Annotated in this window: 8 protein-coding genes; 5 read left to right on the plus strand and 3 right to left on the minus strand. The window is 70.0% G+C overall.

Translation table 11 applies throughout. The annotated features are described in order from the left end of the window. Position 1 precedes the first annotated feature (1 nt). The 5 genes from hypB to hypE are packed head-to-tail and all read left to right on the plus strand — an operon-like array spanning position 2 to position 5,681. Positions 2–769 carry a hydrogenase nickel incorporation protein HypB gene (gene hypB / locus ADL01_RS22100; protein WP_053743767.1) on the plus strand — a complete coding sequence of 256 codons (768 nt, stop codon included), beginning with the start codon at positions 2–4 and terminating at the stop codon, positions 767–769. Continuing rightward, positions 766–3,141, plus strand: coding sequence for a carbamoyltransferase HypF (hypF, locus tag ADL01_RS22105; RefSeq protein WP_053743768.1), 2,376 nt, complete (start codon positions 766–768; stop codon positions 3,139–3,141). The genes hypB and hypF overlap by 4 nt, the downstream gene beginning before the upstream one ends. Positions 3,142–3,173: 32 nt before the next feature. Further along, the gene (locus ADL01_RS22110; protein WP_078960686.1) at positions 3,174–3,479 is read left to right on the plus strand and encodes a HypC/HybG/HupF family hydrogenase formation chaperone; all 306 of its coding nucleotides are present in this window, start codon (positions 3,174–3,176) and stop codon (positions 3,477–3,479) included. Next, on the plus strand, positions 3,476–4,606 hold the full coding sequence (gene hypD, locus ADL01_RS22115) for a hydrogenase formation protein HypD (protein ID WP_053743769.1): 1,131 nt from the start codon (positions 3,476–3,478) through the stop codon (positions 4,604–4,606). The genes ADL01_RS22110 and hypD overlap by 4 nt, the downstream gene beginning before the upstream one ends. Then, on the plus strand, positions 4,599–5,681 hold the full coding sequence (gene hypE, locus ADL01_RS22120; RefSeq protein ID WP_053743770.1) for a hydrogenase expression/formation protein HypE: 1,083 nt from the start codon (positions 4,599–4,601) through the stop codon (positions 5,679–5,681). Before hypD ends, hypE begins: the two co-directional genes overlap by 8 nt. A gap of 47 nt (positions 5,682–5,728) precedes the next feature. Here hypE and ADL01_RS22125 read toward each other — a convergent pair whose 3' ends face one another. From ADL01_RS22125 to ADL01_RS22135, 3 genes are all read right to left on the minus strand, one after another. Next, complete coding sequence (locus ADL01_RS22125; protein WP_053743771.1) at positions 5,729–6,115, minus strand: hypothetical protein; 387 nt, start codon at positions 6,113–6,115, stop codon at positions 5,729–5,731. Between the two features lie 223 nt (positions 6,116–6,338). Then, on the minus strand, positions 6,339–6,764 hold the full coding sequence (locus ADL01_RS22130; RefSeq protein WP_053743772.1) for a hypothetical protein: 426 nt from the start codon (positions 6,762–6,764) through the stop codon (positions 6,339–6,341). Between the two features lie 37 nt (positions 6,765–6,801). After that, positions 6,802–14,754 carry a polymorphic toxin-type HINT domain-containing protein gene (locus ADL01_RS22135; protein WP_234354749.1) on the minus strand — a complete coding sequence of 2,651 codons (7,953 nt, stop codon included), beginning with the start codon at positions 14,752–14,754 and terminating at the stop codon, positions 6,802–6,804. Positions 14,755–14,975: the final 221 nt, after the last annotated feature.

Consider the following 14,975-nt stretch of genomic DNA (forward strand, 5'->3'; position numbering starts at 1 on the left):
CATGTGTCGTGTCGTCGACCTGCGCCAGGCCGTACTCGCCAAGAACGACGCGAGCGCCGACGAACTGCGCGCCCTTCTCGCGGATCGCGGCACCGCCGTCGTCAACCTGCTGTCCAGCCCCGGCAGCGGCAAGACCGCGCTGCTGGAACGTGAACTGCTGCGGGCCCGGGAACGCTCCGTTCCCGTCGCGGCGCTGAGCGCCGATCTCGCCACCGAGAACGACGCGGCACGCCTGGCGCGTTCGGGCGTCCCGGTCAAGCAGGTGCTCACCGACGGGCTGTGTCATCTGGAGGCGGGGATGCTCGCCGGTCACCTGGACGGGTGGCTGCCCGACGACACCCGGCTGCTGTTCGTGGAGAACGTCGGCAACCTGGTCTGCCCGGCCTCGTACGACCTGGGGGAGACGCTCCGGGTCACCCTCGCCTCCGTGACGGAGGGCGAGGACAAGCCGCTCAAGTACCCCACCGCCTTCGGGCTCGCCCACCTGGTCGTGATCACCAAGACCGACATCGCCGAGGCCGTCGAGTTCGACGAGGCCGCGTTCCGCGCGAACGTCGAGCGGGTCAACCCGGGAGTCGAGGTGATCCTCACCTCGGCACGCCGGGGGCAGGGAGTCGGCGCGCTGCTCGACCGGGCGATGGCAGCCGCGGCCGGCGCACCCGTCCACGCGCCGGTCATGGCCCGGCAGCACGGTCACACGCACGCGGGCGGCGGTCACACCCACGCGCACCCGGAGGTCACCGGCACGATGGCGCACACCCACTCGTGAGCGGTCCGCAGGCGCCGGCCGCCGTCACGGAGGACATTCCGCGACGCCGCCGGGTCACCGTCCGGGGCGTCGTACAGGGCGTCGGCTTCCGGCCCTACCTGTACGGCCTCGCCACGGAACTCGCCCTGGCCGGGCACGTGAGCAACACCCCGGAAGGCGTCGTCGTGGAGGTCGAGGGCACCGCCTCGGCTGTGGCCCGGTTCTGCGACCGGATCGCCGTCCAGGCGCCCCCGCTGGCGCGCGTCGAGTCCGTCCACCACCGGGAGATGCCTCCCGCCGGCGGCACCACGTTCACCATCCTCACCTCCCGTACCGGCGGGCCCGCCCGCACCCTGGTCTCCCCGGACTCCGCCACCTGCGCCGACTGCCTCGCCGAACTGGCCAACCCGGCAGACCGGCGGTACCGCCATCCGTTCGTCAACTGCACCCACTGCGGCCCGCGCTTCACGATCGTCACCGGCGTGCCCTACGACCGGTCCCACACCACCATGGCCGGCTTCGCGATGTGCCCCGACTGCGCCCGGGAGTACGCGGATCCCGCCGACCGCCGTTTCCACGCGCAGCCGGTCGCCTGCCCGGCCTGTGGGCCGCGGCTGCGGCTGCTGTTCTCCCCGTCCGAGGAGGTCCCGGGGGCGGACCCGGTCGCCGGGGCGCGCGCACTACTGGCGGACGGCGCGATCCTCGCCGTGAAGGGACTGGGCGGCTACCACCTGGCCTGCGATGCCACGAACGAGACGGCGGTCGCGCTCCTGCGACGGCGGAAGGCACGCGGGGACAAGCCGTTCGCCGTCATGGCCCGGTCCGCCGAAGACGTCCGGCACCTCGTCCGGCTGAGCCCCGAGGAGCGGACCCTGCTCGAGGACCGGATCAGGCCGGTCGTCCTGATGAGGCGGCATCCGCACCCGTCCTACGCCGCCGGGGACCCCCGGCCCGCCGAGGCCGTCGCGCCCGGCAGCCCCGACCTCGGTGTGATGCTGCCGTACACACCCCTGCACCATCTGCTGCTCGGCCTGCCGGGCGACGCGGACGGACCCCGGCTGCTGGTCATGACCAGCGGCAACGTGTCCGGTGAGCCGATCGTCACCGACGACACCGAGGCACTGGAGCGGCTCGCGCGGCTGGCCGACGCGTGGCTCACGCACGACCGGCCGATCCACGTCCCCTGCGACGACTCCGTGGTCCGCGTCTGTGACGGGGAGACGATGGTGATCCGCCGCTCGCGCGGCTACACCCCGTTGCCGATCTCCCTCCCGCTGCCCGTGCGGCCGGCGCTGGCTGTCGGCGGAGACCTGAAGAACGCCTTCTGTCTGGGCGCCGGACGCCACGCCTGGCTCTCGGCGCACATCGGCGACATGGACGACGTCGGTACCCAGCGTGCCTTCGAGCGCGCGGTGACGCAGCTGGAGTCCATCACGGGGGTGCGGCCCGAGACCCTGGTGTCCGACCGGCATCCCGGCTACCGCTCCGCCCGCTGGGCCGACCGGAACGCGGCACACCGGCCCGTCGTGCGCGTCCAGCACCATCACGCGCATGTCGCCGCCGCGATGGCTGAGCACGGGCTCGACGGCACCGCGGCGGTGATCGGCGTCGCCTTCGACGGCACCGGTCACGGCGACGACGGTGCCGTGTGGGGCGGGGAGTTCCTGCTCGCCGACTACGAGCGCTTCACCCGGTTCGGACACCTCGCGTACGTCCCGCTGCCAGGCGGCGACGCCGCGGTGCGCCGTCCGTACCGCATGGCGCTGGCCCATCTGCGGGCGGCCGGCATCGACCGGTCCGCCGACCTGGCCTGTACGGCCGCCTGCCCGCCCGACGAACTCCGGCTCCTGGAACGGCAGTTGGCACGCGGCCTGAACTGTGTCCCCACGTCCAGCATGGGCCGGCTCTTCGACGCGGTGTCCTCTCTCGCCGGCGTGTGTCACCGAGCCGGATACGAGGCACAGGCCGCCATCGAGCTGGAGGGGGCGGCTCTGCACGCACCCGCCGAGGACACGACCGCGTACGCCTTCGCCCTGCACGCTTCGGGGGAGAACGGCAGCGGTGCCGTACGGGTTGATCCGGCGCCCGTGCTCGCGGCGATCGTCGCCGACCTGCGCGCGGGCGTCGGGCCGGCCGTGGTCGCGGCCCGCTTCCACCGGGGCGTGACCGAGCTGGTGCGTCTGGTCTGCGCGCGGGCGCGAGAGCGGCACGGGCTGGACACGGTCGCGCTGACGGGAGGCGTGTTCGCGAACACGCTGCTCTCCTCGGCCTGTGCCGCCGCCCTGCGCGCCGACGGCTTCACGGTCCTGCGGCACCGTCTGGTGCCGCCCAACGACGGCGGCTTGGCGCTGGGCCAGCTGATGGTGGCCGCCCGGGCCACTCCCGTCGACTGAGCAACGCGCGACCCCACAGCGAGGAGAGGCTCATGTGCCTGGCGGTACCCGGCAGAGTGCTGGACATCGAGGAACGGGACGGCACCCGGATGGCCAACGTCGACTTCGGCGGAGTGGTCAAGGAGGTGTGTCTGGAGTACCTGCCCGACCTTCAGGTCGGCGAGTACGCCATCGTCCACGTCGGGTTCGCCCTGCAACGGCTGGACGAGGAGTCGGCGCGCCAGACGCTCGAACTCTTCGCCGAACTCGGCTTGTTGCAGGAGGAGTTCGGCGACCCCTGGGAGACGGCGGCGGTGGAGGCGGGCGTGGACCCGGTGGAAGAGGTGCGCAACCAGTGAAGTACATCGACGAGTTCCAGGACCCGGAGCTGGCACGACGGCTCCTCGACGACATCCACGCCACGGTCACCAGGCCGTGGGCCCTGATGGAGGTGTGCGGGGGACAGACGCACAGCATCATCCGGCACGGCATCGACCAACTCCTGCCGGAGCAGGTCGAGTTGATCCACGGGCCGGGCTGTCCGGTGTGCGTGACCCCGCTGGAGGTCATCGACAAGGCTCTGGAGATCGCCTCCCGGCCAGGAGTGATCTTCTGCTCCTTCGGCGACATGCTGCGGGTGCCGGGCACGGGACGGGACCTGTTCCAGGTCCGCGGGGAAGGCGGTGACGTTCGCGTCGTCTACTCGCCGCTCGACGCGCTGCGGATCGCGCAGCAGAACCCGGACCGCGAGGTGGTGTTCTTCGGCATCGGATTCGAGACGACGGCGCCGCCCAACGCCATGACGGTCCATCAGGCCCGAAAGCTCGGCGTCAAGAACTTCAGCATGCTGGTGTCCCACGTCCGCGTACCCCCGGCCATCGAGGCGATCATGTCGTCGCCGAGCTGCCGTGTGCAGGGCTTCCTCGCGGCCGGGCACGTGTGCAGCGTGATGGGCGTGGGGGAGTACCCGGAGCTGGCCGAACGCTTCCGGGTGCCGATCGTCGTGACGGGCTTCGAGCCGCTGGACATCCTCGAAGGCGTGCGGCGCGCCGTCCGTCAGCTGGAGCGCGGTGAGCACACCGTCGACAACGCCTACGCCCGTGCCGTACGCCCGGAGGGCAACCCGGCCGCCCGGGCCATGCTGGAGGACGTCTTCGAGATCACCGACCGTGCCTGGCGGGGTATCGGGGTGATCCCGGACAGCGGCTGGCGGCTGTCGTCGAAGTACCGCGACCACGACGCCGAGCACCGCTTCTCGGTCAGTGGAATCCAGACGGCCGAACCCGCCGAGTGCCGCAGCGGAGAGGTCCTGCAAGGGCTGCTCAAGCCGCACGAGTGCGAGGCGTTCGGCACCCTGTGCACCCCCCGCACCCCCCTGGGAGCCACCATGGTCTCCAGCGAGGGCGCCTGCGCGGCGTACTACCTCTACCGGCGTCTGGACCTGCCCGCCACCACGACGGTTCGGGAGGCGAGCCCCGTTGTCTGACACCACCGATCTCCCCGTCAGCGCCGCCCTGGACATCGAGGCGTGGACATGCCCGGCGCCTCTGCGTGACCGGCCACGGGTGGTCATGGGCCACGGCGGCGGTGGAGTCCTCTCCGCCGAGCTCGTCCAGCAGATCTTCGCCCCCGCCTTCGGTGGCGAGGTGCTCGCCCAGATGGGCGATGCCGCCGTCCTCTCGCTGGGCGGTGCCCGGCTGGCGTTCTCCACCGACTCCTACGTGGTCAGGCCGCTGTTCTTCCCCGGCGGCAGCATCGGTGACCTGGCGGTCAACGGCACCGTCAACGACCTCGCCATGAGCGGCGCCCGCGCCGCCTACCTCTCCTGCGGATTCATCCTGGAGGAGGGCGTCGAGCTGGACGTCGTCACGCGGGTGTCCGAGGCGCTGGGCGCGGCCGCGCGCACCGCCGGTGTGGAGGTGGCCACCGGCGACACGAAGGTGGTGGAGGCCGGCCACGGCGACGGGATCTACATCAACACGGCGGGCATCGGTCTCGTCCCGGCGGGTGTCGATCTGCGTCCCCAGCGGGTCGTCCCCGGCGACGTCGTGATCGTCAGTGGCGCCATCGGTGTCCACGGGGTGGCGGTCATGAGCGTGCGCGAGGGCCTGGAGTTCGGCGTGGAGATCGCGAGCGACTGCGCGGCGCTCGGCGGCCTGGTCGAGGCCATGCTCGCCGTCACCCCGGATCTGCACGTCCTGCGCGACCCCACCCGAGGCGGCCTGGCGGCCTCGCTCAACGAGATCGCGGCGGCCTCCGGAACGGGAGTGGTCATCCGGGAGCGTGACGTCCCGGTCCCGTCGGCCGTGGCCAACGCCTGCGCCATCCTCGGGCTGGACCCCATGTACATCGCCAACGAGGGCAAGCTGGTGGCCTTCGTCCCGCGCGAGCACGCCGACGCCGTTCTCGAGGCGATGCGGGCCCATCCGCTGGGCGCGGAATCCGTGATCATCGGCGAGGCCGTCGAGGCGCACCCCGGCATGGTCGTGGCCCGGACCGGCCTGGGAGGAACGCGGGTGGTCGATCTGCCGATCGGGGAGCAACTGCCGCGCATCTGCTGACACGGGTGCCACGCGTCGACCCGGCCGTCCGGGCGCCGAAGGACTCGCTAACGCGGCCGGCGTTCGGACGGCGGGTCCTGCGGGTCCACGCCGGTCGTGGCGGAGGCGTCCTTGGTGCCGCTGGGGCGTTGGGAGCGGCCCCGGCGTCCGGTGTCGCGTCTGCCCTTCTCATCCGCGTCGCCGTACTCCTCACCGCGAGCACCGCGGCTCTCGGCCGTGTCACCCGGGACGGACTTCGTCTCCTCGCGGGACTTCGTCCGGCCCCTACCCTTCTCACCGGCCTCCTCGGTCGCGTGGAAGGAACGGCGGGCGCTCGGGTTGTCCTGCTGGCGTGTGTCATCCACATCGGGCGACCAGCCGTGCTGCTCGGGGCCCTGGTGACGGCTGGGGCCCTTTCCGTGCGGTGACTCGGAGGGACGTGGTTGCTTCGACATGGTCGGATCTGCCTTTTCATGGTCAGGGGGGACGCCGGGCAGGTGCACCCGCGCTGGGTAAATCATCTCCTCTTGAGGTAGTTCGAGCATGTTTTTACCCTTCGTGGTCCTCCGATCTGGCTGATCATCCGGGTCCGGTCCGGGGCCGGGCGCCGGAAGGCCCCGCCGAATGTCTCCATTCGGCGGGGCCTTCCTCGTTGTAGGGGCGCAACCCCGTGTGGGTCTAGGCGTCGCCAGGCCCGCCGAGAAGCTCGGCGACCTCCGTTCGGCGCCAGTCCCACTGAGGGTGCTTCTCGACCAGGTCCACGAACTCGGCGAACTCGATGACGTCGCCGTGGTTCGTGTCGATCAGGCCCGAGAAGTTCCGGAGCGTGAAGGTCAGGAGCGTGCGCGCCGCGTCCATGGACTGACAGGAAACGTAGATCGCACGGGGTTCTTCACCGATCCGCTGCCGCATGTCCTCGATGTCCTCGGGCTCGAAGTCCGACAGGACGTCGCCCGAGAAGTCCAGGGCGTAGGAGTTCCCGTTCCAGTGCAGGAAGTCTCCGTCACTGAGCGGGTCTTTTCCGACTCCGAGGGACCGCACCTCGGCCTCGATGGCGGCGCATTCGTGTGCGCTCGCCAGCAGGACCACGGAAGGCCAGGACATGGCTACCTCCCTCTTCTCATCGGGCGATCACCGCTTCTCATGGGGCGATCACCGCGAGAAGCTCGTCGAGATCGGTCGTGACCATCTGGCCCAGCTGTTCCTGCCCCCGGACGACTGACGGCTTCAACTTCTTGCTCGGCCAGATGAAACTGATGACCGGGTAGTCGGTCGCCGACTCGTATCGCTGGTGGTCCTTCTTGGATCCCGATCCGCCGCCGGTCTTCACCTGGATCACCGCGTTGCGGGTCACGATGTCGAAGTCGGTGATGTCCTTCCCGTCCGCGCCGACGATCTTGATCTCGACCGCCACCACGTGGCCAGGATAACGAGCCTCGATCTCGTCGACGAGGCGGGGAACTCCGGGGTCCTTGGGCGTGCCCACATAGGTCGGGCTGTTGCCGCTGCCACCGCCGGTCGGGCAACTGTCGTTGTGAACCAGGACAGGTGCCGCGCCCGCCAGGGCGTAGTACGTGTGCAGGTCGCCGACGGTCAGGTTGTGGACCGTGGTGTCCAGCGCCGTCCAGCGCTGCACGCCGGTGATCTGGACATGCGTACCGGCGCTGGTCCTGAGCCACTGACCCGGCTCGAGGTCGGTGGCGTCGAGCCACCGGCCCAGCTCCGGAACCCAGAACGGGTGCTCCGCGGTCGCGGTGATCCGGGCCGTCTTCGAACCGGCCCTGCCGTCGCTGTCGACGGTGAGCCTGACCAGGCGCTTGAGACCCTTGCCTCTGATCTCGGCGGTGACCGTCTGGACGCGGGTCTCCCCGGTCGTCGGGTCTGTCGCGATGACCTTGTCGCCGGTCCTGACCTTCTCGATGGCCTTGGTGGAGCCGTCGGCCATCAGCACCCTCGTGCCGGGCACGAAGCTGTTGCAGCCGGGCGAGTCCGCGGCCTTGCCCGAGCCGCCGCTGCCGCTGGTGCCGCCGTTGCTGCGGGAGGAACCGCCGGACTTGCCGCCGCCACCGCCGCCGGAGCCCTTGCCGCCGCCGGAACTCCTGCCGCCCCCACCGGAGTGGGAGGAGGACTTCGGAGCGGCCTTGGCCTGCGCCTGCTTCTGCGCCGGGTTACCGGTCTTCCGCTTCGCGGCCGCCGCCGCGTCGGCTCTTCTCTTGGCGGCCTCGGCCGCCTTTTTCTTGGCTCTCTGCGCGGCCTCTCTCTTCGCTTTCTCGATGGCCAGCTTCTTGGCCCGTAGCGCGGCCGCCTCCGCGGCCTTGGCCGCCTTCAGGACGGCCTCCGCGGCCCTCTTGGCGGCCTTGAAGGCCTGGATGGCGTCGATGGTGCGGTTGATCGCCTTCAGGACCGACGGAATCTTGCCCAGCTTCGCCCACGGAATGGCGTCCAGGATGATGCTGCCGCACGACCACATGTCACCGCCGAAGCAGGCCATGGCGTCGTTGATGCCGATGAAGTCCTTCAGGGTCTCCCAGGCCACGGCCAGGATCACCGAGGTCAGGGACTTGCCCATCGTCGACTGCGCCTGCGCGACCTGCGCCGGTGACAGCCCCGCGCCGGCCAGGGCCGCGGCCTTCTCCGAGGCGCTCAGGTTGATCGCCAGACCGGTCGGATCGGAGTACGTGACCGGGTTGTTCTGCGCGTAGGCGTACCCGTTGGACTGCAGCGGGTCGTTCAGGTCGAGCATCTGGTCGGCGGACAGGAAACGTCCGACCACCGGGTCGTACAGACGTGCGCCGAGCGGCTGGTAGCCGGAGGCGTCGTCCCTGGTCTTGCCGAGGAATCCCTTGTGGCTCTGCAGGTTGGCACTGGCCGTGCCGCGCTCGTTGCCGAAGGGGTCCTGCTTGCGGATGCGCACCGGCATGGTCCCGTTGAGGGCGACCTCCGTGTACACGCTGCCCTGGTGGTCCGAGGTCTGGGCGACCAGGGTCTCCCCACCGGTGCCGGAGGCGTAGCGCATGACCGCTCCGCCGGGGGCCGTGTAGGTGCGCTGGGTGCTGACCAGGACACCGCCCTGCTGGACGGTGACCTCGGCCTCGTCCAGATGCAGCGTGGCCTGCTTGCCCTTGATGGTGAGCAGACGGTTGCCGTCGGCGCCGTAGATGTGACGGGTGTCGTTCTGCGGCTGCCAGAGCTGCGCGGACGTGCTGTCACAGGTCGCCAGGACGATCGGTGTGCTGTTGGCCGAGTTCGCGCCCTGGACGGCCAGGCACAGATTCGACGCGATGTGGGTGAGCTGCCCGGTCGCGCCGCGCCTCAGCTCCTGAGCGGTCACCTGCGCGGACGTGGTGCCGCACTTCTGGATCTGGACCGCCGACCCGACCGTGTTCGCGGTGGGCTGGAGGCACCAGTTGTCGTAGAACGACAGGGCGCCCCGGTTGGGGTCGGACTGCGTGCCCCCGGAGGGAGCCGGGGTCGGCGTGAACTTGAGGTTCTGCGCCACCGTGGCGTTGCAGGCGTAGAGCTGGATGGGCTGGTTGGCGGCCGCGATCCCGGACTTCAGATCGAGGCACTTGTCGGCCAGGCCCACGTACGGGGTCCTGCCGCCGCTGCCCGCGCCGGTGATCCGGTCGATCTTGCCGTCCGGCGTCCAGGTCAGGTCCTGCTTGTCACCGTTCTGGATCGAGGTGACCGACTTGGTCTCGCCGGTCAGCTCGTACAGACGGGTGGCCTCGGCCTTGACCTGCGCGCCCGCCGGGGTGGTGTAGTTCTTCGTCACCTTGGTGAGCGTGTGCGGCTGGGTGCCGTCGGCCTTGCCGTACGCGTACGTGCTGACGGCGTCCTTGCCGGTGGCGCCCGTGAGGTCCTTCTCGGTCAGCTGCTTGCGGTTGCCGAGGAGGTCGTACTCGTACTCCTGCCAGTAGCCGGAGTTGTCCTTGCCCGCGGCGACGTTGAGCGTGCCGTCGGCCTTCTTCGGGGTGGTGCAGTTCGCCTGGTCGCCGGAGGTCCATGCCGACTTCAGCTGGCCCATCGGGTCGTAGACGAAGCACTGCCGCTCCTCGATCCCGACGGACTTCTCCTGGATCGAGGTGACGTTGCCCGCCGGGTCGTAGGTGTACGCCCGGTTGGAGACCAGGTTGCCGCCGACGACGGAGGTGTCCGCGCCCGCGCCGGACTTCTCGCGGTAGACCGACTGCTCCTTGAGCTCGCCGGTGCCCTCGTCGTACGACGCCTGCGTCCAGACCCGGTACGGCTGGGCGCCCAGGGTCGACTGGAGGACCTGGCCGTACGCGTCGTAGGCAGTCTCCGAGCCGTACCAGTCCTTGCCGGAGATGGAGAGCGGGTTGCCGTCCTTGTTGTAGCGGACGACGAGCTTCTCCGAGGTGAACTTGCCCACCGCCGGGACGGTCTGCTCCTCCAGCATGCCGTTGTCGGACCACGAGTAGTCGTACGTGTAGTCCTTGGCGAAGCCCCACGTGTCGACGATCGACTGCGGCAGCGACACGGTGGTCGAGGTCGGCTGGTAGTCCCTCGTGTAGCCGCCGATCGACTGCGTGTACGCCAGCGTGTCCGTGTAGCGCGTGGCGGTGGCGGGCATGCCCTTGCCACCCGGGGCGGTGTCGTACGTGAAGTCGGCGAGCAGGGGGCCGGTCGAGCCGGTCAGGCGCTGCTGCTTCGGCCGTGACAGTTCGTCGTAGCCGTTCCAGACCTTGACGCCACGGGCGTTGGCCGTCGTGAGGACGCGGCCGCGGGCGTCGTACTCCGTACGGGTCGTGCCCGCGTCGGGGTCGGTCGACGTCTCCATCCGGCCGTTGTGGTCGTACGTCCACGTCCACGGGTGTGTCGGGTCCGCGGCGGGGGTGGCCTTCGCGACCTGGCCGTTCGCGTCGTACTCGTAGCGCGTCGACGTGAACCCGCCGGGAGCCGCCGGGTTGAAGGTGTCCGTACGGATGGTCCGGCCCGTCGCGTCGGTGTAGACGCGGTAGGACGAGTCGCCCGCGGGCTGGATGACCTTCGACCAGTCCTCGCCGTACTCGTAGCGGACGGCCCGCTCCGGGTACGCCTTCGACATGCTCTCCTTCGAGATCGGGTCCACGTACTTCATGTACGGGGTCTCCTGGAGCACGCGGCCGAGGCCGTCGTAGGTGTAGCGCGTGATGTTGGGGACGGCCGTGTCGGAGACCGGGGTGAACAGCTCGCCCGGTCTGGCCTCGTCGGTCAGGTAGGCGTTGTTGGTCTGGTAGACGTCACCGGAGTTGTTGTACAGCGTGTCGGTGATCAGCCAGCCGGAGTCGTTGTCCGCCTCCTCCTGGTTCTGCCGCTCGCGGCCGAGACCGTCGTAGAGGGTGACGGAGGTCTCGATCCGGTTCTCGTAGCCACGCGTGTAGGTGGTGACGTACGGAGGCTTGCGGATCTTGATCTTGCTGTCGTCCGGGTCGGTCTCCTCCGCCGGGATCGTGTAGACCGCGCGGAAGTCCGGTACGCCGCTGCCGGGGGTGCGGCCCGGGGCCCAGGCCTCGGCGAGCCGGCCCAGCGGGTCGTACTTCGCCTCGCTCACATGCCCGTTGGCGTCCGTGGTCTTCAGCGTGGTCGAGCGGCCCGGCTCCAGCTCCTGGATCTGGCTGTGACCGAGCAGGTTGGTCGTGATGACCTTGAAGACCTGCCCCGTGGCCGGTCCTTCGGAGACGTAGCTGATCGTGGAGGACTTCGGGGACGGCTGGGTCAGCTGGTCGGGGTCGGTCTGCCGGACGACCCGGCCCACCTCGTCGAAACCCCTCGTCCCGTTGGTCTGGAAGCCGGTTCCGGTGCCGTTGAGGGACCAGGTCTCCGTCGCCAGGCCACGGCTGCCGGCGGCGAGCGCCGCGCCGTAGGTTCCGCCGTCGTACGCGGTACGGGTGGCGCCGGTCAGGGTGCTGAGGTCGCTCCAGTTCGCGCTCGCGCAGGTGGTGGGCGAGACGAGGACCTGCTTGCTGAGACCGATCAGGTTCCGGTCGGTCTGGTGCGTGTACTCGGACTTGGTGCAGGACTCGTCACCGGTCTTCGTGGCATCGCCCAGCGACTCCACCAGGGTCGGCAGACCGTACGTAGGGTCGTACGTCGTCGTCGTCCTCACCGAGCGCACCGTGCGCGGGTCGTCGGTGTTGGTGCCGGACGACTTGGTGTACGCGGTCTCCTCGGGCTCCGTGACCCGCCAGGCCCGCAGCGGCGACAGGCCGTCGTCCCGGTCGCGCCGGGCGAGTTCGGTGGCCGCGGGCTTGGTGATGCTGCGGGTCAGCCAGTCGGAGTCGGCCTTGGTGGAGTCGGTGTAGCTGAGCTCCTCGGCGATCCGGCCGGCGAACGGCTCCTCGTCCTTGGCTATCTCGGCGCCCGTGATGTCCTTCACGGACACGGTGTCGCCGAGACCCCGGAAGAAGCGGGTGACGGACTTGGAGCGCTGGTCGGCGGTGTCCGGGGCGCCGTCCTCGTTGACCGGGCCCGTCAGGACCGTGGTCTGCTCGACGCCCGCGAACTGCGAGTAGGTGCGCTGGGACTTCTTGGTGAACTCGGCCTCGGCGAGCTTCCACGCCGGGTTCTTGTACGCGTACTCGGTCCTGGTGGTGAAGTCGCCGTCGATGTTCGGGAGTTCCTCGACGGTGTCCACGACGTACTTGTGGAACCAGTCGATGTCCTCGACCTCGGGGTCGGGGTTCCAGAACGACGGGTAGCAGAGCCGGTTGTTCGTCTTGAGCTGGGCCTGCAGCCGGGCCATGGCCGCGTCCCGGGTCTCGCCGGGCCGCTGGTCGAGCAGCGGCAGGTCGCCGGTGAGGCAGTCGCCGTCGATCTTCTTGTAGGTGACGACGGTCTCACCGCCGTACTCGTTGACGACGCGGCCGATACGCAGCCGGGAGAAGCCGGGGCGCGAGGCGTGGACCGCCTTGACGCGGTTCGGCATGTCCTCGGCGTTGGGCTCGAACCGCACGGTGTTGAGCGTGACGCTCGCGTCGGTGGAGCCGTTGCGGGCGTAGCCGGTGCGCTGGACGGACTCCAGCCACAGGGCCGTGTTCGGGCCGGTCAGCAGCTTGGCGAAGCTCTGCTTCAGCTGGTACTCGTCGACGACCTGGCGGGCGGCGGTGTCGGTGCGCCGCTGGGCCGAGGTCGTGATCTTGTCGAGGCGCTTGCGGGTCCAGAAGGACGGACCGGCGTTCCAGCACTTCTTGCCGGACTCGCAGCGCAGGTCGGCCGGGGTGTCGAACCAGGGCCGGTAGTTACGCGGGTCCTTGGACGTGAAGTTGTCCTCGGAGCAGGTGACGTCCTCGACGGTGTAGCAGCGCTCCTTGACGCTGAAGCCGACCCGGGCCGGGGCGGCCTTCGTGAAGACGCTGTCGGCGCGCTGGCCGTAGTCGATGTGGTCGAGCCAGCCGTCGCGGTCGTAGACGACCGGGTCCTTGAAGTTGAAGTTGCGGGCGTAGTAGTTCTGGTCCTTGTTCCACCACAGCGACATGGCGTTGCCGTGGACGTCCTCGACGTAGTCGAGACCCCAGCGCCACCCCTGCGTGCAATAGGAGTTGGTCCAGTCGGTGGTTGTCGGGCCCTTGTAGCAGTCCTCGTTCGCGTGGTTGCCGTAGACCGGGACCGTGAGCACCGAGCGGGTGGTCGGGTCGTCGGCGGCGGTGCCGTGGTCGGACCAGCCGGGCAGCTTGTTCTTGCCGAAGTGGTACTTCGTGCCGTCCTTGGTGGTGACGACCCAGTACTCGCCGTCCTTGGCGCCGTTGCCGGTGTTCTCGCCCTTGACCAGCTGGACGGTGGAGCCGTCGCCGTTGGCCGTGAACCACTTGCCGGTGGGCTTGCCGTCGGCGCCCAGCGGGCCCTTGGTCGCGTCCCAGACCAGCTCGGTGGTCAGGCCGCCGAGCGAGAGGGTGGCGTTCTCCGAGCCCCAGCACAGGTCCGCGGTGCGGTGGGTGGAGTTGTTGGAGCCCGCCTTCTTGGAGTCCTGGCGGCAGTTGGCGTACGTACGGGTGATGGAGCCCGCGTTGTAGTCCCAGCCGTCGCCGATCCATGAGGCCTGGTTGTTCGTGGACGAGGTGTGGCCGTCGACGGACTGCGAGGAGTACGCCAGGCCGACCTTCGGCATCAGTCCGCCGGCGGTCTCCGGGGTCTGCACCTGGTACGAGTAGGTGAAGGCGCCCGAGGACGAGCCCGACGCCCAGGAGCCGGAGGACAGCAGCGGCGAGGCCGTGAAGTCACCGGACGCCGACGAGCCGGTGTCGAGACCACCGATGGCGGCGCCGCCGTTCGCGGCGACCGCGGGCTGGACGCCGTCGCGGAAGGAGGCCTGGGAAGCGCGCGCGGCTTCGGCGGGCACGAAGCCCTCGCCGACGAGGCTGGAGACCGGGACGCTGCCGCCGAGGATCTTGCGGGTCCTCGCGTTCTTGGCCGCGGTGGACCTGGTGGGCGCGTCCTTGGCGGCCACCGTCCGCACGGTGCTGCGCAGCCGCTGGAAGTTCCGCTTGCCGTTCCTGACGTCCTTGTCCCCCTGGGAGACGGACATCGTGGTGACACCGCCGCCGTCGGCGCAGTCGCCCTCGGTCGGGGCGGAGTAGACGCACTCGGGCAGCAGCATCAGACCGAAGCGGTCGGCGGCCTGCGGCCCGTAGAGGTCGGCGAAGCCCGTGGTGTCGATGCTGATCGCCACTTCGGCGGCCGGGTCGACGGTGGCCGGCGGGGTGACTTTCATGACGATGCCGGAGACGCCCGCGTCCTGCGAGGTCGTCTGTGGTGCCACGCCCACGGTCCAGTTGCCGGCGAGGCCGGCCGGGTCACCGCCCGCCGGGACGCCGATGGCGACCGGCAGGTTGTTGCTGACCGGCTTGGTGGTGCCGGGCGCGTCGCCCGTGGAGAGGGTGGCGCTGCCGGTACCGGAGGTCCACGGCGCGACGGCGCCGGGGGTGTACGGGTCGACCGGGTTCTCCGGGGCCAGGGTCAGGGTCTTGTCGGCGGCCTCGTCGCCCTCGACCTCGGTGGCCTCCGGCAGGTCCGGGAGGTCGACCTTGGCGATCGACTTCTCACGGCTCATACCGGGGTCGGGGACGGCCAGCGCCTCCCCGCCCAGGCTGGTCACGGTCAGGGTCGAGGACAGCAGAAGAACGGTCGCCGTGCGGCTTCGCCGCCGGCGCCTTCGTTGTGACTCCGTCAGGGCTGGGCGTCCATGCCTCAGCCATGACAGCGGACCTGAAGCACGCATACGCGTCGACTCCCACCCCTGGCAGTTCGTTCAAATGACGAGGTGCGCAAACACCAAAAAACACACGCCTGGCTCAGGCGCGTGCGTGCGCACTCTCC

The organism is Streptomyces sp. NRRL WC-3618, from assembly GCF_001280005.1.
Lineage (GTDB): Bacteria > Actinomycetota > Actinomycetes > Streptomycetales > Streptomycetaceae > Streptomyces.